An 18,284-nucleotide genomic window follows, 5' to 3' on the forward strand; every position below is an offset into this window, starting at 1 on the left:
GTCAGTCCTCCCAAAGTCATGGTCTGCCTCTTGGGGCAGTTGATCGTTGTCGATGGGGCGGATCATATCCATGCAATTGAAGATGAAAATACCTACTACTACGTAGAAACGGTCATTCGTTGGGTCAAACCGCTGGATTCACCGCGATTTTTTACTCGGCACCTACCTATTCCCGGCATTGAACGGTCCGACTTTGCTTTTTTTGTGAAATTTGCCTATCGCAGAGATATGGGGAGATTCCGCAACGTCTTTCGACCGAATTACGCGCAAAAGCTGTCGCTGCTGGCAACACTGCCGCTGATTGTGGCCGTGGCGGCGATTGCCATTCTCGTCGCGCATCAGTCGCGCAAACTGGCCGAACGTGAAATCGATCAGCTTGAGGCACAGCTGATCGAAGCCAAAAAGGCCGAACTGCGCAACTATGTCACCCAGGCTCGCAACGGATTTTACTTTGTCTACGGCTCGGCCCAACCCGATGATCAGGCGGCCAAGGATCAGGTCGCGCAAATCCTGTCGGCAATGATCTACGGCGATGACGGGTTCTTTTTTGTCTATGACTATGACGGTACCAATCTGGTCAGCCCGCGCCAAACCGACCTGATCAACAAGAACTGGAGCGGCCTGACCGACAGTGAGGGCACACCAGTCGTGGACGAACTGATCCGGATCGCCCGACAAGGTGCGGGGTATCACACCTATCTGTGGCCTAAACCTTCGACCGGGGAAGAGGCACAGATGATCACCTACGTCACCAGCTTTCCCAGCTGGCAGTGGGCTGTTGGAACCGGGGTGTTCATTGACGATGTTGTCGCATCGATCGCCGCCGCCCGGGCCGAGGTCGAAGCTCGCGTACGCCGGACATTCTATTATATCGGCGGAATTACTTTGGCGGCAGTGCTGGTCGTTTTTGCATCCGGCATGCTCCTGAATTTCCGGGAAAGGCGGCTGGCGGATGCCAAACTGAAGGAACTGACGCAACGGGTTCTCGACGCGCAAGAGGAAGAGCGGGGCCGAGTGGCGCGCGAACTGCATGACGGGATCAGCCAGATTCTCGTCGGTGTACGCTACGCGCTGGACAATGCCCGGCGGCGGCTTGCGCGGGGCGATGACGACGGGGCCCACGCCCCATTGGACAAGGGGATCGAGCATCTCGGCACCGCAATCACCGAGGTGCGCCGCATCAGCCGCGATTTGCGCCCAGGTGTGCTGGACGATCTGGGCCTTGGCCCCGCAGTGAAGGCGCTGACCGACGATTTCCGCGAGCGTACGGGGATTGAGACCGAATTCTCGACCGTCGTGTTTCGAAACCGGTTGGATCAGGACGCCAAGATCGCCCTTTACCGTATCGCACAAGAAGCCCTGACCAATATCGAACGCCACGCCGACGCAACGCATGTTACAATTGATCTGCGCGGTCACAAAAAGGGTGCCACCATGCGCATCACCGACAATGGTCGCGGCCTGCCCCGCGAGGCTGAAGGCGTCAGCACCGGGATCGGGCTACGCAACATGCAGGAACGCATCGAACAGCTTGACGGATCACTGCGTATTCTGTCATCACGCAGCCCGCACGGCGGCACTGTGATCGAGGTTACCCTGCCGCTTAGCCACTTGCTTCCGCCGCAGGAAGACGCAACTCCGAACCGAAAGGCCGGCACATGAGCGCACATTCGATCCGGGTCCTGATCGTGGATGACCACCCGATGGTGGCCGAAGGGATTCAGTCGATCCTTGAAAGCTATCCCGACATCGAAGTGGTCTGCACACTTGGCACCGGGCAAGAGGCCGTCGATCAGGTTGCCGATCTGTCCCCCGATGTGATCCTGATGGATCTGAACATGCCTGGCCTAGGCGGGCTCAGCGCCACCGAGATGATTTTGGAGCGCCTGCCCGAGACCCGCATCCTGATCCTGTCGATGCATGACAGCCCCGAATATATTTCGACCGCACTGAACCACGGGGCCAAGGGTTATGTCCTCAAAGACGTACCGACGGATGAGATCAAACAGGCCATCGACGCGGTGATGCGCGGCGAGCAGTACCTTTGCACCGGTGCCAGCGGGTCGCTGCAGCCCAAACAAGACAGCGCACGTGAGGCGCTGACCGGCCGTGAACAGACCATCCTGCTGGAACTGGCGCAGGGAAAGTCCAACAAAGAGGTGGCGCAGACCTTGGAAATCTCTGTGCGCACGGTGGAAACTCACCGCAAGAACATCAAACGCAAACTGGGTATCTCATCCACTGCGGGCCTGACCCGATACGCGCTGGAACACGGTGTCCTGCAAGGCACCAGCCCCGGTTTCTAAACACGCCCGCAGCGCGCAGCGCTGCCCGGCCTAACCGGAGGAGATGCGCCGCAGGTGTATTGACAACGGGCGGGAGGGCCTACCCCCTCGGGCTGATATCCTGTCCAAAGAATACCAACGTCCCGTCTTCGTCGATAACGTGAAACTCGCGCTGCAGATAGGGTTGATCAAACGGCGGGCGCACGCGCCCTTCGGGTAGATCAGCCAATCCCGGCAGCAAGCTGTCGTACAAATCGTCGATTTCGTCGACGTCTATGTAAAACGACTGATCTTCTCCCAACGGGCGACCATCATCGCGCGGCGGGCATTCCAATAGCCGAATGGCCACGGACCCCAATGACAAAAAAGCGTAATTGTCCTGCCGAAACCCGCAAGAAAATCCCAAACGATCGCAATAGAAATCAATCTGCTTTTGCAGGGAGGAACACAGAACAAATGGCGTAAGCTGTATAATCTTAGGCATCGGACCCTCCGGTCGCTGAAAACCTCTTTATTTTAACCCCAGAATTTTCAGTCCAGCAATTGATCCTTTCGCATCCCTTCACGCGCATGATGATGCGGTAACACACGCCCATAAAGCTGTCGTGTGCGTTCAACCCCGCCGCACATCCCTTCGGCTTCAACGAATGAGAAAATCCCAACGTATCGGGTGCGCGCACCCGTTACTGGGGCCACCCTGTGCAGCGCGTACCGTCCCTTGAAAATCTGTAGGTCCCCCGGTTGCAACTCCAGCTCTCGGACCCGTGCCCTGTCTCCGTCCAAAACCGAGGCCACGGACTTAAAATTTTCGTCCTCGGCCGTGCGCAGGTTCGGCACATATTCAAAGGTGCCCCCGACTTCTCCATTCTGAATGGCCAGCGTAACGGTGTAGTTGTTGGTGTCGAAATGCCAGGGAAAGCCCTGCCCCTCTTCGACCACGTTAATGATCACATCTGCCAGCGGATCATCATAGCGAAAAAACCGATCCTCGGGCTCGTCCAATGCGTCACGGACAAAAGGCATGAACCATTCATATTCGTAAATCCGCCGCAAAGGACCCGACGTGGGGAAATTATCTGCGGGAACAAAGGCGTTTGAGCGGTCATAAAAACGGCGTATCGGATGCCCGATCCCAAAGCGCGGATCGTCTTTGGTGAAATAGGCGTTGGTCCTGTTGAAAGAGCGATGCGCTTGTGGGGCAACCTCATCCGCCTCGCGCACCAGCAACTCCAAACCGTCCTCATGCACAAATCCTGGCAGAACCGCGCAGCCGTCTTGATCAAGTTCTTTCCGCACATCTGCAATCGTCTGATCATAGCCCCGCGACCCGGGCCGATCGATCGGATACCGCCCTAGATCTATGAGGTCCTGCAACATTCTTCGCCTCCCTTACCTGTTCAACTGAGACCAGCGTGCCGCACAGAGCCGGGTCGCTCATGTCAATTTTGGACATTGCCTTGACGCTTTCAGACCTGCCATTTGCCAGCCCAAATCATCATGAGCGGGCAAAAATTCGCGGAAATTCCCAACCTGCGGCAATCTGCGCAATAAAATGTCGCAAAATCTGCATCTCAGGTTACAAAATTGGTACGATTGCCTGTTGACGCCCCTTTCGCCCGCCCATAATGTCCCTGCCAAGCTGAAAAGGAGCCTCTGGCGATGAAAGCGCTAGTCGTAATCGTAGGAAACACGCGCATGGGCCGGTAACGGTAAACCATAATCGAACCCATGCGCCTCCGAAAAATCTCGGGGGCTTTTTTTATGCTAAACGCAAGACACATGTCGCGAACGGAGCAAAGCAGATGACACGTGAGATGACCGGCGCAAAAATGGTAGTTCAGGCCCTCAAGGATCAGGGCGTGGACACGGTATTCGGATACCCCGGTGGCGCCGTGCTACCGATCTATGATGAGATCTTTCTGCAAAACGACATTCGGCACGTTCTGGTGCGCCATGAACAGGGCGCGGTTCACGCCGCCGAAGGCTATGCCCGGTCAACCGGCAAACCCGGCGTTGCACTGGTGACTTCTGGCCCCGGCGCCACTAACGCGGTGACCGGCCTGACGGACGCGTTGCTGGATTCGATCCCGATAGTGGTTCTGACCGGGCAGGTTCCGACCTTCATGATCGGCTCGGACGCCTTTCAAGAGGCTGACACCGTTGGCATCACCCGCCCCTGCACCAAGCACAATTGGCTGGTGAAGGACACGGATTCGCTGGCCGGAACCATGCACGAGGCATTTCACGTCGCAACCTCTGGCCGCCCTGGGCCGGTGCTGGTCGATATTCCCAAGGACGTTCAGTTTGCCTCGGGTGACTACAGCGCGCCAAAGCCGTCAACATCGCACTACCAGCCGGTTCTGAAAGGCGATCTGGAAGAGATCACCGAACTGGTTGCGGCAATCGAGACCGCGAAGAAGCCAGTCTTTTACACTGGCGGCGGCGTCATCAACTCGGGCCCTGCTGCCAGCCAATTGCTGCGCGAATTGGTTGATGCGACGGGCTTTCCGGTCACCTCGACCCTGATGGGGTTGGGCGCCTATCCGGCTTCGGGCGAGAACTGGCTGGGCATGCTGGGGATGCACGGCCTGTACGAGGCCAACCTGGCGATGCATGACTGCGACCTGATGATCAATGTCGGCGCTCGATTCGACGACCGGATCACCGGGCGGATTGATGCATTCTCGCCGAACTCGAAGAAGGCGCATATCGACATTGATCCCTCGTCGATCAACAAGGTGATCCGCGTGGACATCCCGATTGTCGGTGATGTGGCACATGTGCTTGAGGATATCCTCAAGGTCTGGAAATCGCGCGGCCGCAAGACCGATGCGGCCGCCGTCAAGAAGTGGCAGGCCCAGATAAGCGACTGGCGCAAGGTGAATTGCCTGGCGTTCACCAACAGCGAAAAGACCATCAAACCGCAATATGCGCTGCAACGCCTTGAAGAGCTAACCAAAAAGCACGACCGCTACATCACGACCGAGGTTGGTCAGCATCAAATGTGGGCGGCGCAGTATCTTGGCTTCGAAGACCCCAACCGCTGGATGACCTCGGGTGGTTTGGGCACGATGGGCTATGGTTTCCCGGCCTCTGTTGGGGTGCAGATGGCGCATCCGGACGCGCTGGTGATCAACGTGGCCGGTGAGGCGTCGTGGCTGATGAACATGCAGGAAATGGGCACTGCTGTTCAGTATCGCCTGCCGGTGAAGCAGTTCATCCTGAACAATGAACGCCTTGGCATGGTTCGTCAGTGGCAGGAACTTCTGCATGGCGAGCGGTATTCGCATTCGTGGTCCGAAGCGCTGCCCGATTTCGTCAAGCTGGCCGAGGCGTTCGGCGCCAAGGGCATCCTTTGCTCTGACCCCGCCGATCTGGATGACGCGATCATGGAGATGATCAACTATGACGGTCCGGTGATTTTTGACTGTCTGGTGGAAAAGCACGAGAACTGCTTCCCCATGATCCCGTCAGGAAAGGCACATAACGAGATGTTGCTGGGCGAGGCCGAAACACAGGGCGTGATCGATTCCAAAGGCTCGGTTCTGGTTTGACGAAATTTGTTGGGCGCGGCGGAGCGCCCAACACCACAAGAATGATGAAAGGGACGTAAATGTCTGCCCTACATATCAAAAAAGGCTCTACCCGCCATTCGGCCTATAACCTACGCCCGACCTTTTCGGACGTGCAGGAGCGCCACACGATTGCGGTTCTGGTCGAAAACGAACCCGGTGTCTTAGCCCGTGTGATCGGGTTGTTCTCGGGCCGTGGTTACAACATCGAAAGCCTCACCGTAGCCGAGGTCGATCACACCGGGCATCTGAGCCGTATCACCATCGTCACCACCGGTACGCCGCAGGTGATCGAGCAGATCAAGGCACAGCTGGGTCGTATCGTCACCGTTCACGACGTGCATGATTTGACCGTCGAAGGCGACGCGGTCGAGCGTGAGCTGGCGATCATCAAAGTGGTTGGCGCAGGCGACAAAAGGGTCGAGGCGCTGCGTCTGGCCGATATCTTCCGCGCCAACGTGGTCGACAGCACGCTGAACTCTTTCATTTTTGAAATCACCGGAGCCCCGGACAAAATCGACGCCTTTGCCGATCTGATGCGCCCTCTGGGTCTGGTCGAAGTGGCCCGCACTGGCGTTGCGGCCCTGCTGCGTGGCGAGTAACATTTACCCCACCCAGTCGGCTCGCGTATGGGTGGGGAAACTCTGGCCTGTCATGCTGCCTTGTAAGCTAAAACTGGCCGAATAACGTTTATTGGCGCCAAAGCGCCCAAAAAGATCACACAAAACAAGATAAAGCCTATTGCGTTTGTAAGATTGGACGTTAGCCTCTGGGGGTGACGTGGCGTTGGGATGCGCCCGTTCGTGTCATCTGTACGATATGTGCGTTATGTCGACCATCAGGTCGAACATGTTGCGTACTATAAAACAAGTCGCGAGAACCTGGGACTCCTATGACCAAAGACATCCGCAACCCGGACGAATTGCGCAGGATGTTCGGCGCCAATCTCAGACAACTTGCGCAGCAATATACATCAGTATCAGAACTTTGCCGACAATTGGGCGTCAACCGGACGCAATTTAACCGATACCTTGGTGGCGAGAGTTTTCCAAGACCTGACGTACTTGACCGGATTTGCCGGTTTTTCGAAGTGGACGCCCGTATTCTGCTGCGCCCGCTGGACGAGATCGACCGCTCTCCGACACATCCCGCAGCGTCTGCCCTTACAGATTTTCTGGGCTCGGGCCCCACAACACTGACCGAGAACCTGTTTCCGGCGGGGTTCTACTATGCGACGGAGACCGAACTGGATGATCCTAAGCCCTCGCGTCATCGGTTGATTCACGCGCGCCGGTTGCCGCAATGCACGCTGGTGCGTGGTTATGAGCCGCGCCCTGGCATGCCGAGCGCCGCTCCGACAGAACGTGAAGTGCAAGGCATCGCCGCCTGTGCTGGCCGGCAGATTTATATCCTGATGTCCAGCCGAGCCTCGCAAAACAGCCGTATTTATCTGGTGACGCGCGGGACCGATGAGCATTCGGATCGTTGGCGCGGGGTGGCTATCTGTTTGTCCAGAACGACCGCCAGCGAGACAACGACCCGGCGCATTCTACTGCGTCATCTGGGCGAAGACCCTTCGGCCGTTCTGGCAGCGGCGCGAACCGCCCGCCGTGCAGAACGCTCGCTTCAGCAAGCGGCAAGCTGACGTCACGCAGCGTTTTCGCCCGACGCTTGAGTGATCAGCCGATATAAATGCCAGCTGGCATGCCCCAACAACGGCAGCACAAAAAACAAGCCCAAAAACCACGGAATCATGGCTAGAAAAGTCAGGATGGCGATAAAGATTCCCCACAATAACATGAGGCTGAAATGATCACGGACATAGCTGAAACTGGCGATCATAGCGGTCACGAAATCCAGCTCTCGGTCCAACAGCATGGGGATGGAAAGTACGGTGATCATATAAAGCACCGTCGCAAACACAGCGCCCACAACGCTTCCCACAGCCAACATCGTCAACCCGTTGGCGGTCAAATACACCTCTAACGAGGTCGACACGTTTGTCATCGTCGACAACCCCATGAACAGGGCAAAGATCATATGGCCCAGAAAGAACCAGAATAAAAACATCACCACAATAATCGCGCATATCGAGGGCAACTGACGGCGCCCCTGCTGCACCACCACTCCGAAAATAGACTTGAATTCCAAGGTCTCACCCTGCTCCAGCCGGTGCGAGACTTCATACATTCCCACCGCCGCAAAGGGCCCCAGCAAAGGAAACCCGATAGCAGCCAGAACCAACCAGTACGACGTGCCCGTCTGCAAGGTGATCCAAGCCATGAACCAACCGGCCAGCACGTAAAACCCCGCAAACAGAAGCCCAAAAACCGGAGCCCGACGAAAGTCGGTCCAGGCCCGGCGTAGGGCTTCGCGCAACATCCCCAAATTCACCGGCCCCATTTCCGGAACACCAAATGGCTTGTCCATGTTCTGTCCTCCTCCCTTGCCGACCCTACGGTTGGGCCGGTCGTTTTTGCGGCCACATGGTGGCGGCGTGATAGGCTGCGCCAATCGACAGGATGCGGGCGTCGAAGCCGCGTGGACCAAACACCTGAATTCCCATCGGTAATCCGTTGGCTCCAAAACCCGCCGGTGCTGACAGGCAGGGCAAGCCGATCAGGCTGACTGGCACCATGACCTCCATCCACCGATGATAGGTATCCATCCCTCGCCCCGCAATTTCCGTTGGGTATGGCGTCTCAATCTCAAAGGGCCAAACCTGCGCAGACGGCAACACCATGGCATCATAATCACGCATTAACTCTGCCAGGCATCGAAACCATTCGGACCGGATGACGCTGGCTTCATGCACTTGCATCGCCGTCAGAGTCTTCCCTCGGTCCAACTCCCATTGCGCCGTGTCTTTCAGCACGTCACGTTGATCTGCAAGCGGCGCAAGGCTTGCGGCCACGCTCCAGGATCGCAGGGTTATCCAACTCTCCCAAAGGCGCTCAGCCTCAAATGGCGGCGCAACGGGGATGACCTCGGCCCCCAGCTGAGTGAACACATTCAAAGCACTTTCACATTGCGCGTGTATGCCATCCTCAAATGGATAAGCCCCTCCCCAGTCATCCAGCCACCCAATCCGCACGCCGCGCATGTCTGCCGCCTGCACCGGCGACACTATGGGGGTGGCCCCACCAAACGGCTGCCGCACATCCGGCCCTGAGATCACGTCCAGCAACAGGCCCAGATCCTCGGGGCTGCGCGCCATTGGGCCAAGCGAGGACAGCTGGTGCAGAAAGCCATCACCTACCGGTTCCGACGGCACCCGCCCCCAACTTGGCCGAAACCCGTAAACATTGTTCCAGGCCGCCGGGTTGCGTAGGCTGCCCATCGCGTCTGACCCATCCGCAAGCGCCACCATCCCGGTCGCCAGCGCCACCGCCGCGCCGCCGGATGACCCGCCGCAGGTCCGGGCCGGATTATAAGGGTTCGTCGTCGCGCCATGGACCGGATTAAAAGTATGGGACCCCAGCCCGAATTCGGGAACATTGGTCTTGCCGATCAGGATCGCTCCGGCCGCCCGCATCCGCGCGGCAATCAGATCATCCCTTTGCGCAACGTGATCCCTAAAAATCGGAGATCCCTGCGATGTTACGATCCCCGCCACGTTCACCAGATCTTTGACCGCAATCGGCAGTCCATGCAGGGGGCCACGGATTGGACCAGCATCCAAAGCGCGGGCCTCGGCCATCAAATCATCCCGCTCGCGCAAAGCCACAATGGCGTTCGCGGCCTCGTTGACCTCGCCAATCCGCTCCAGCGTTTGCTGCATCACCTCTTGCGCCGACACCTGCCGGTCCGTCAGCGTGTTCAACAGGTCACTTGCAGTTGCTTGGCTCAGATTCATCCCAGGCTCATCCCTTTTGCAAGGTCAACCTAGCCGGGGCATCCCCCCATTTAAACCCACTGTTTAAATGAATCTTTTCCGTTCCCACAGAAAACCGGGATCCGCTTCATCTGGCTAAAAATATATCGGGGGAGGCATTGCTTGCGGAGACCGGGCAAAGCCCCTGTCCGTCCTAGTCGCCCTGCGCCTCGGACCGGCTTTTGCCAGCCACGTTCAACGCCAGTGTGGCCGCCATAAACCCATCTAGATCACCATCCAGCACACCCTTGGTGTCTGATGTCTCATGGTTGGTGCGCAGATCCTTCACCATCTGATAAGGTTGCAGGACATAGGACCGGATTTGGTTACCCCAGCCCGCGTCGCCCTTGGCCTCGTGCGCAGCGTTGATATCCGCGTTGCGGCGATCCAGTTCTTGCTGATACAGGCGCGACTTCAGCGCTTTCATCGCAATATCGCGGTTTTGGTGCTGCGACTTCTCGGAACTGGTTACAACGATCCCGGTCGGAATGTGCGTGATCCGAACTGCCGAGTCCGTGGTGTTCACGTGCTGACCGCCCGCGCCCGAGGACCGGTATGTGTCGATACGGATGTCCGAGGGGTTCACCTCGATCTCAATATTGTCATCAACCACCGGATAAACCCAGACCGAGCTGAACGACGTATGCCGCTTAGCCGCCGAGTCATAAGGTGAAATCCGCACCAGCCGGTGTACGCCGCTTTCGGATTTCAACCAACCATAAGCGTTATGACCGGAAATCTTGTAGGCGGCGGATTTAATCCCCGCCTCTTCACCCGAGGTCTCGGATTGCAGCTCGACGGTATAGCCTTTTTTCTCGGCCCAACGCACATACATCCGCGCCAGCATCGAGGCCCAGTCGCAGCTTTCCGTGCCACCCGCGCCCGAGTTGATTTCAAGGAAGGTGTCATTGCCATCGGCCTCGCCATCCAGCAGCGCCTCCAGCTCTTTCTTGGCGGCTTTGGCCTTCAGGCTTTTGATGGCGTTTTCGGCGTCGGTGACAACCTCTTCGTCCTCCTCCATCTCTCCCAGTTCGATCAATTCGATATTGTCGCTTAGATCGGTTTTGATGGTTTCATAGGTTTCGATGGCATCAACCAACATCTGACGTTCGCGCATCAGTTTCTGCGCGTTCTCGGGGTTGTCCCAAAGGTTGGGGTCCTCGACGCGCGCATTAAATTCCTCAAGGCGGTGGGGCGCAGTTTCATAGTCCATACGCTGCGCCAGCAGCTCCAGCGACTTTTCAATTTCCGCCACGGTATTCTGGGTTTCGGCGCGCATGGTCTTGTCCCAACTTGCTCAATCAGGCCTGCGTGATAGCAAGAGGTTCGGGGCACCACAAGACAGCGGAGCCCCGAAACATATCGGTTATCAGTAAAGCCCACCGGTCGAGAGATCACCCTGGCTGGCATTGGGGCCAACAGTGACGGTATTCCCGGTTGATGTGGTCACCTGACGGCCGGTGTTGACCTCTTCGAACAGCGGCAGGTCCGAACCAACCGCAAAGCCGCCGTCATACACGCGGTCAATAAAGCCGTCGACGCCATCGCGGAAATACTCGGCAACGACATAATCCCCGGTCGCATCCGCTGGCAGGCGCGCGCCACTGAAACGGTCGATTTTGATAAAGTGGCCACCCTCGGGCACTTCAAACGGACCGCCGCCATATTTCTCGACAGCTTTTTCCATAAAGCTTTGGAAAACAGGGCCACACATTGTGCCGCCATAGGCCCCCCGTCCCATCGGGCGCGGGCGGTCATACCCGATATAGCAACCGGCCACGATATTGGACGTAAAGCCGATGAACCACGCATCTTTGGATTCGTTGGTCGTACCGGTTTTACCCGCTGTGGGCACGGGCAGATTAACGACGCTCGACGCAGTTCCCCGATCCACCACGCCCTTCATCATCGACGTCAGCTGATACGCGGTGATCGCATCCATAACCTGCCAGCGATCGGTCACGATCGTGGGCGACTCGTCCGGCTCAAGCCAGCTAGAGTTACAGTCCACACACTGGCGGTCGTCATGTCGGTAAATCGTCTTGCCGAACCGGTCCTGAATTCGGTCGACCAGAGTGGGCTCGACCCGTTCGCCACCATTGGCGAACATCGCATAGGCCGCGACCATCTTGTATAGCGTGGTTTCCTCGGACCCCAGCGAGTTGGCAAGGAATGCACCCATCCGGTCGTAAACGCCGAACCGTTCAGCATAGCCCGCGACAACCGGCATCGTAACCTCTTGCGCCAGACGGATCGTCATCAGGTTCCGCGACTGTTCGATCCCGGTGCGCAGTGGCGTCGGACCATAGAACTTGTTTGTCGAGTTCTTGGGCCGCCACAAACCCTGCGGCGTGTTCACCTCGATCGGGGCATCCACCACGATTGTTGCTGGGCTATAACCACTGTCCAGTGCCGCCGCGTAAACAAAAGGCTTAAAGCTGGATCCCGGCTGGCGCTGCGCCTGCGTAGCGCGGTTGAACACCGTATCCTGATACGAGAACCCGCCCTGCATCGCCAGAACCCGGCCCGAATTCACGTCCATCGCGACAAATCCGCCCTGTACTTCGGGAATTTGACGCGCCGACCACTGACCTTCTTCGCCGGCCATGACCAGGATGACGTCACCACGTTTGAAATTGGCGGCGAAATCGCCCTGCATCCATTTGATATCGGAACGGGGCACAACGCCGTCGGCTGGGCCGTTCTCGATACCGACCGTTAGGGATTGATCGGCCACGTTCAAAACCACCGCCGGATACCACCGCGTTGGCAGCACTACGTCGCGCGGGATTTCCAATATCGCCAGCGCCTCGCGCCACTGGGCTTCGTCGGTCAGTTTATCTTCGGCGATCACTTCTTTCGTGCCGCGCCATTTACCGCGTGAGCGGTCGTATTTCTGCAGCGCGGTACGCAGGGCCTTGGCCGCTTCAACCTGCATCTCTTCGTCCACCGAGGCGCGGACGGTAAAGCCGCCAGTAAAGAACTCACCCTCGCCGAAATCCTCGCTCAACTGGCGGCGGATTTCGTCGGTGAAATAGTCACGCGGTGGCAGCGCAGTGCGGAAGCTTTCGAAGTCACCGTTTTGGACCGAGCGCAGCGGCTGGTCGACCTCGGACTCATAGGTCGCCTTATCGATATAGCCATTCTGGTGCATTTCGCGCAGCACGTAATCACGGCGCGCCAGCAGACGTTCTTTCTGGCGAACTGGATGGTAATCGGACGGCGCTTTGGGCATTGCGGCCAGTGTGGCCGCCTCATGCGGGGCCAGTTCCTGCAACGTCTTGTTGAAATAGGTCTGCGCCGCAGCCGTCACACCATACGAGTTCTGGCCCAGAAAGATCTCGTTCATATAGAGTTCGAGAATCTGTTCCTTGTCCAGCGTATCCTCAAGCCGGGTGGCGAGGATGATCTCCTTGATCTTGCGCTCGGCCCGGCGGTCGCCGGACAGCAGGAAGTTCTTCATCACCTGCTGCGTGATCGTGGACGCACCACGCACGTTTTCACCCTTGGATTTCACAGCCTCGACACCGGCAGCGATGATGCCGCGCGGGTCATAGCCTTGATGCGTGTAAAAGTTCTTGTCCTCGGCCGAGATGAAAGCCTGCTTCACCAGGTCGGGAATTTCTTCGGACGGGGTGAACAAGCGGCGTTCCTGCGCGAATTCGTCGATCAGTTGACCTTCGCCCGAATAAATCCGGCTGATCGTCGGCGGCTTGTATTGCGCCAGCGACTCATGGCTGGGCAGGTCGCGCCCATACATCCAGAACACCGCGCCGATCACCAGCGCAGCCATGAAGATACCCAGGGTGACGAGGCTGAAGATCGCCCCGAAAAACGAAAGAATGAAACGGATCACGTTACTGCCTTTTACTCGCGCTGCCGCCTATATAGTGGTGCCCCGGCGCAGGGTCAAAACACGATGGCCAATTTTAGCCGGTTTGCGCCGCAGGGTCACTGCCCAATCAGGGCGCGTTTAACCAGATCGTCCTGCCGCCATTGCTCTAGCCCGGCCAGGATTCCGCGCGCCATCCGTTTGCGCCATTCTGGATTCGTGACGTTTTTTAGATCTCTGGGGCTGGACAGAAACCCAAGCTCGACCAAAATCGACGGGATATCCGCCGCCTTTAGTACAGAAAAAGATGCCGTGCGGATCGGTCTGTTGTTCATTGGCCCGCCCTGCTGCGTCATCCCGTCGGCCACGGCCCGCGCCAACGCGTCGGTGCGTGGTTTGGTCTCTTGCCGCGCGATATCCAGCAGGATGTCGGCCACCTGGTCGTCGGCACCGCTGAGGTCCACGCCCGAGATCAGATCGCCCCTATCGTGACGTTCGGCCAATTTGTGGCTGGCAACGTCCGAGGCATCGTCGGACAGCGTATAGACCGCCGCACCATGCGCGCGACCCTCGGAGAGACTATCGGCATGAAGCGAGATGAACACGTCCGCACCCGCCCGATGCGCCAGAGCTATGCGTCGTTCGAGGCTGACAAAATGGTCGTCCACACGGGTCATCACCACCTGATATCCCCCGGCCCGCAGCAGTGTTTCCCGCAACTCGCGCGCGAAGGTCAGCATCAGGGTCTTCTCGTTTGTTCCTGCGACCTCGGCCCCCGGATCAATACCGCCGTGGCCTGGGTCCAGCATCACCAGCAAAGGGCGTGTTCCGCTTGGATCGGGTTTGGCAGGCGTCACCGACGGTTCCGGCAGGTCCCATCCTGGCTGGCGCGGTGCCCCGGCGCTGGCGGCGAAGCTGTCGAAATCAGTGCCACTCAGACCAAGCGACAGGTGCGCTGTTCCATTGACCTGATCCACCCTCAAGTCAGAGGTATCAACGGCCAGTGGTGCGCCCAGCTCCAACACCATGCGCGACCAGCCGGGAACATAGGCGCCGAATTGCACACCACTGATCCGGTCGGTTTGCAGGAAAGTGTCGGCGTCCAGGCCGGTCCAGTCGACCTCCTGAAAATCCAGCACGACACGGTACGGATCGCGCAGTGTGAAGACACGGTAAGGAACGCCCTGACTGAGGCCAAGTTCAACGCGAACTCCGGCGCGGCCATCTTGAGTTATGCGGCTATCGTCGGGCAAAACCCGCGCAAGCGCGCTGAAATCATGCGCGAGCGCAGCGCTGCTCAGCGCCCAGATCAGCGCGATGGCGTAGAAAATCCTGCTCATGGCCTCAAGTTTTCCCGAGATCGTTTGGCGGTCAGACTAGCGGACCGAAGCTAATTTGTGAACGGGTTACGCCGGAGTTGTGATCGCACCGCGTTCAACCATGAAACGCTGAAGCCGCATCAGACCTTCCTCGATATCGGCCGTTGATCGCGCATAGGAAAACCGCAGTGTGTGGTGCCCGCGCACTGGGTCGAAATCCAGCCCCGGAGTCACGGCTACCCCGGCCTGGTCCAGTATTTCGGCCGCAAAGGCGCGGCTGTCTTCGGTCAGGTCGGAGACATCGGCGTAAACATAGAATGCGCCATCGGGCGGCGCGATATTGGTGAACCCGGCCTTGGGCAAACCGTCCAACATCAACGCGCGATTGCGGCGATAAACGTCGAGATTGGCTTGCAATTCCACGTCGCAATCCATCGCGGCTAGTGCTGCCAACTGGCTGGCATGGGGCGCACAGATGAACATGTTCTGGGCGATGCGCTCGACGACGCGCACTTGATCCTCGGGCACGACCATCCAGCCAACACGCCAGCCGGTCATCGAGAAATATTTCGAGAATGAGTTGATCACATAGCACTCGTCCGTCAGTTCCAGCGCAGTGACGGCTTTGGCCTCATATTCGAGACCATGGTAAATCTCATCGCTGATGAACGAGGCTCCCTGCCCGTGCGCGGCCTCGATCAGCGCGCCCATTGACGCATGATCCAGCATGGTACCGGTCGGATTGGCAGGTGACGCGACCATCAGCCCCTGCAGATCAAGCCCTGCGAAATCTGCGGGCACCGGTTGCAGGCGGTTTTCCGGCGCAGTGGGCAGATCAACCGGCACCAAACCCAGTGCTTTCAGAATCTGCCGGTAAGACGGATAGCCCGGCGCGCCGATGCCGACGCGGTCACCGCTGTCGAACAGCGCGGTGAAAGCCAGTAGAAATCCGCCAGAAGATCCCGGAGTAATCACAACGCGTTCGGGGTTCAGATCAACATTATACCAATCGCCATACAAACGTGCGATCCGTTGCCGCAGCTCAGGCAATCCCAACGCGACCGTATAACCTAACGGGGCTTGCTCCATGGCCTTCCCCAGAGCCTTAACAGCCCCCTTAGGCGCACCGGTGCCGGGCTGGCCGACCTCCATATGGATTATGTGGCGCCCGGCCTCTTCGGCGCGGCGCGCGGCCTCCATCACGTCCATCACGATAAAGGGATCGACCCCGGACCGGGTTGAGTTTCTCATGCCAATCTCCCATGTTTCAGCCATGGCTTTTGAACGCTTATCCAGGGTGGCGTCAATCCCGACCCTGTTGCTGGTGGCAGTGACATGGATGGCAAGCCTTGTTCCGGCAAACGCTCAGGGCCTGATCCGAGACCCCGATATCGAACATGGGCTGCGCGAACTGGCCTTTCCGATCCTGCGTGCGGCCGGGCTGAACACCAATCGGGTCAAGATATTTGTCGTCAATGATCGCACGTTCAACGCCTTTGTCATCGATTACAGCGCGATTTACCTGAATTACGGGCTGATCCTGACCGTCGAAAGCCCTGAAATGCTGCAGGCCGTGATCGCGCACGAGGCCGCGCATATCGCCAATGGCCATCTGGCCCGGCGGACGCAAAACCTGCGCGCGGCGCAACGCAAGGCGGGGTTAGGGACTGCGCTGGCCCTAATTGCCGCTGCCGCCGGAGGTGGTGAGGCCGCAGTAGGCATTGCCGCAGGAACCCAAAGTGCTGCCCTGCGCAGTTTTCTGGGACATACCCGCGCCGAAGAATCCTCGGCCGACCAAAGCGCCGCCAGTTACCTCCGATGGGCCGGTATCTCGCCCATCGGGATGGTCGAACTGCATCGAAAATTCGCAGGCCAAGAGTTGCTAAATGCGGTCAATCAAGACCCCTATATGCGGTCGCACCCCACCAGCCGCGAGCGCCTGCGCGTGGCCGAAAGGTTTCTAGCGCAATCTGGCGACTGGTCCAAATCGGACCCAAATGCCGATTACTGGTTCGCGCGGGTCAAGGGTAAGCTGTCGGCTTTCCTCCGATCCCCAACATGGACCATGCGACGCGCAAAAGAGGAAGACGCGCAAGACATCCGCCTGATGCGTGAGGCATCGGCCTATCATCAGAACCATGATCTGGCCAACGCCCGCGCCGCCATAGATGGCGCCCTGGCCATTCGCCCAAATGATCCGTTTTACTATGAGCTTAAGGGCCAGATTTTACTGGAAAACCGGCAAATGCAGGACGCCGTGAAAGCCTATGGCAAAGCTGTTGAAATGGCCCCGAATGACGCGTTGATCCTGGCTGGGTACGGGCGTGCATTGCTGGCGCAAGGTCAGACAAAGAACGCCTTGCAAATGCTTGTAAAGGCACGTCAAAGAGATTACCGAAATGCCCGACTGATGCAGGACCTCGGGGTCGCATATGCGAAGGTCGGCAATAATGGCATGGCTTCGGTCGTGACCGCTGAACGATATGCCTTGCGCGGCCGGTTGGCCGACGCGGGTATTCACGCAAAACGGGCCTTAGGGCAATTGCCCGAAGGCTCTCCGGGTTGGCAAAGGGCGCAGGATATGCTGATTGCCTCCGAACGCGCTAAGAAAGCAAAAAGGAAACGGAAATGATCCTCAGACATGCAGCACCTGCCCTACTGGGGCTTTCCTTGATCACTGGCCCTGCGCAAGCGTTGGATTTGAACGCGCTTAGCGCCTCGGAAAAGGAAGAATTCGGCGCCCAGGTGCGCGAATACCTGCTGGAGAACCCCGAAGTGATCATCGAGGCGATCAACATCCTTGAACAACGCAACGCGGTTGCCGAGGCCGCCGCTGACCAAGAACTAGTGGCCGCCAATGCCGAAGAACTGTTCAATGACGGCTATAGCTGGGTGGGTGGCAATCCAGAAGGCGACATTACTCTGGTCGAATTCATGGACTACCGCTGCGGCTATTGCCGCCGTGCGGTGCCCGAAGTGGCCGACCTGCTGGCTGAGGACGGCAATATCCGTTTGGTGATCAAGGAATTCCCGATCCTGGGCGAAGCTTCGGTCCTGTCTTCGCGCTTTGCGGTGGCGACCAAACATGTGGCCGGCGACGACGCATACAAGCAAGTTCACGACGCCTTGCTGGAATTTGGCGGCGAACCCACCGAGGTTTCTCTGCGTCGTATTTCCGATGGTTTGGGTCTGGACAGCGATGCAATCGTCGCGGCGATGGACAGCGATCAGGTGACCGATGAGATCACCCGCACCCGCGCCCTGGCACAACGGATGCAGATTTCGGGAACGCCGTCGTTTGTTTTGGGCACCGAAATGCTGCGCGGCTTCCTTCCTGCGGATCAAATGCTGCAAATCGCCAAAGGCGTGCGCGCTGAACAAGGCTGAGTAAAGGGGCGGTTC

The 18,284-nt window shown here is 58.3% G+C and carries 15 protein-coding genes; 7 read left to right on the forward strand and 8 right to left on the reverse strand.

All coding sequences use genetic code 11. The annotated features are described in order from the left end of the window. Positions 1 to 228: 228 nt before the first annotated feature. Entirely contained in the window at positions 229 to 1,662 is a 1,434-nt protein-coding gene (locus tag GOX21_RS04410) for a cache domain-containing protein (protein WP_170349423.1), read from the forward strand. Next, entirely contained in the window at positions 1,659 to 2,306 is a 648-nt protein-coding gene (locus GOX21_RS04415) for a response regulator transcription factor (RefSeq protein ID WP_170375736.1), read from the forward strand. The genes GOX21_RS04410 and GOX21_RS04415 overlap by 4 nt, the downstream gene beginning before the upstream one ends. Before the next feature lie 79 nt (positions 2,307 to 2,385). Here the strand turns inward: GOX21_RS04415 and GOX21_RS04420 are convergent, their stop codons facing one another. Continuing rightward, positions 2,386 to 2,769 (reverse strand): bleomycin resistance protein, encoded by a 384-nt coding sequence (locus tag GOX21_RS04420; protein WP_170349010.1) that lies wholly within the window; start codon positions 2,767 to 2,769, stop codon positions 2,386 to 2,388. A 47-nt stretch (positions 2,770 to 2,816) separates the two neighbouring features. After that, on the reverse strand, positions 2,817 to 3,662 hold the full coding sequence (locus GOX21_RS04425; RefSeq protein ID WP_170349011.1) for a HalD/BesD family halogenase: 846 nt from the start codon (positions 3,660 to 3,662) through the stop codon (positions 2,817 to 2,819). A 425-nt stretch (positions 3,663 to 4,087) separates the two neighbouring features. Here GOX21_RS04425 and GOX21_RS04430 point away from each other — a divergent pair, with 425 nt between their 5' ends. From GOX21_RS04430 to GOX21_RS04440, 3 genes are all read left to right on the forward strand, one after another. Further along, positions 4,088 to 5,839, forward strand: a complete 1,752-nt coding sequence (locus GOX21_RS04430) for an acetolactate synthase 3 large subunit (RefSeq protein ID WP_170375738.1) — start codon at positions 4,088 to 4,090, stop codon at positions 5,837 to 5,839. Positions 5,840 to 5,898: 59 nt separating this feature from the next. After that, positions 5,899 to 6,459 (forward strand): acetolactate synthase small subunit, encoded by a 561-nt coding sequence (gene ilvN, locus GOX21_RS04435; protein ID WP_170349013.1) that lies wholly within the window; start codon positions 5,899 to 5,901, stop codon positions 6,457 to 6,459. 290 nt (positions 6,460 to 6,749) lie between these two features. Then, on the forward strand, positions 6,750 to 7,502 hold the full coding sequence (locus GOX21_RS04440) for a helix-turn-helix domain-containing protein (protein WP_226688333.1): 753 nt from the start codon (positions 6,750 to 6,752) through the stop codon (positions 7,500 to 7,502). 2 nt (positions 7,503 to 7,504) lie between these two features. Here the strand turns inward: GOX21_RS04440 and GOX21_RS04445 are convergent, their stop codons facing one another. The 6 genes from GOX21_RS04445 to GOX21_RS04470 form a co-directional block, all read right to left on the reverse strand. After that, positions 7,505 to 8,287, reverse strand: a complete 783-nt coding sequence (locus GOX21_RS04445; protein WP_170375739.1) for a DUF2189 domain-containing protein — start codon at positions 8,285 to 8,287, stop codon at positions 7,505 to 7,507. A 25-nt stretch (positions 8,288 to 8,312) separates the two neighbouring features. Then, a complete protein-coding gene (locus GOX21_RS04450) occupies positions 8,313 to 9,713 on the reverse strand; it encodes an amidase (protein WP_170375741.1) in 1,401 nt (466 codons plus the stop codon). Between the two features lie 172 nt (positions 9,714 to 9,885). Then, the gene (gene prfB, locus GOX21_RS04455) at positions 9,886 to 11,010 is read right to left on the reverse strand and encodes a peptide chain release factor 2 (protein ID WP_170349016.1); all 1,125 of its coding nucleotides are present in this window, start codon (positions 11,008 to 11,010) and stop codon (positions 9,886 to 9,888) included. 90 nt (positions 11,011 to 11,100) lie between these two features. Then, positions 11,101 to 13,587, reverse strand: a complete 2,487-nt coding sequence (locus GOX21_RS04460; protein WP_170375743.1) for a penicillin-binding protein 1A — start codon at positions 13,585 to 13,587, stop codon at positions 11,101 to 11,103. Between the two features lie 95 nt (positions 13,588 to 13,682). Further along, positions 13,683 to 14,903, reverse strand: coding sequence for an N-acetylmuramoyl-L-alanine amidase (locus GOX21_RS04465; RefSeq protein WP_170375745.1), 1,221 nt, complete (start codon positions 14,901 to 14,903; stop codon positions 13,683 to 13,685). Positions 14,904 to 14,969: 66 nt separating this feature from the next. After that, a complete protein-coding gene (locus GOX21_RS04470; protein ID WP_170375747.1) occupies positions 14,970 to 16,133 on the reverse strand; it encodes a pyridoxal phosphate-dependent aminotransferase in 1,164 nt (387 codons plus the stop codon). Here GOX21_RS04470 and GOX21_RS04475 point away from each other — a divergent pair. Together GOX21_RS04475 and GOX21_RS04480 are read left to right on the forward strand one after the other, a co-directional pair. Next, positions 16,132 to 17,514, forward strand: coding sequence for a M48 family metalloprotease (locus tag GOX21_RS04475; protein ID WP_170375749.1), 1,383 nt, complete (start codon positions 16,132 to 16,134; stop codon positions 17,512 to 17,514). The two genes, GOX21_RS04470 and GOX21_RS04475, sit on opposite strands and share 2 nt — an antisense overlap. Then, positions 17,511 to 18,269: a DsbA family protein gene (locus GOX21_RS04480; protein WP_170375755.1), complete on the forward strand. Its 759-nt coding sequence runs from the start codon at positions 17,511 to 17,513 to the stop codon at positions 18,267 to 18,269. The genes GOX21_RS04475 and GOX21_RS04480 overlap by 4 nt, the downstream gene beginning before the upstream one ends. Positions 18,270 to 18,284: the final 15 nt, after the last annotated feature.

It is taken from the genome of Ruegeria atlantica, assembly GCF_013032005.1.
Classification (GTDB): Bacteria; Pseudomonadota; Alphaproteobacteria; order Rhodobacterales; family Rhodobacteraceae; genus Ruegeria; species Ruegeria atlantica_A.